At 45.1% G+C, this 255-nt stretch carries 1 protein-coding gene; it reads right to left on the reverse strand.

Features of this window, described 5'->3' with window-relative positions:
- Positions 1-255 (reverse strand): porin (locus CWC14_RS18465; protein ID WP_138564335.1); only part of this gene is annotated, 255 nt, incomplete at both ends.

The following is a 255-nucleotide window of genomic DNA, read 5'->3' on the forward strand; positions in this document are numbered from 1 at the left end:
AAGCCAAATAACTTGGTACTTTTATTAAACTTGTAATCAACGCCAGCGGTCATCGCATTACGGTCGTTGCCAGCAAAATCCATGGTTTGGTATTGCGCTTTTAATACCGTTTTATCAATCGCATATGCTGCACTTACTAAGAAGCCGTCGCTGTCTTCACCACCTGCTGCGGGCTCTTGTGTTTGGTACATGGCACCGAGCTTTATTCCTGCGACTTTAGTGCCTACCGTAGCACGTAAAATGTCGTAGCCTTTT

This window comes from Pseudoalteromonas sp. S3260, assembly GCF_005886925.1.
Taxonomy (GTDB): domain Bacteria; phylum Pseudomonadota; class Gammaproteobacteria; order Enterobacterales; family Alteromonadaceae; genus Pseudoalteromonas; species Pseudoalteromonas tetraodonis.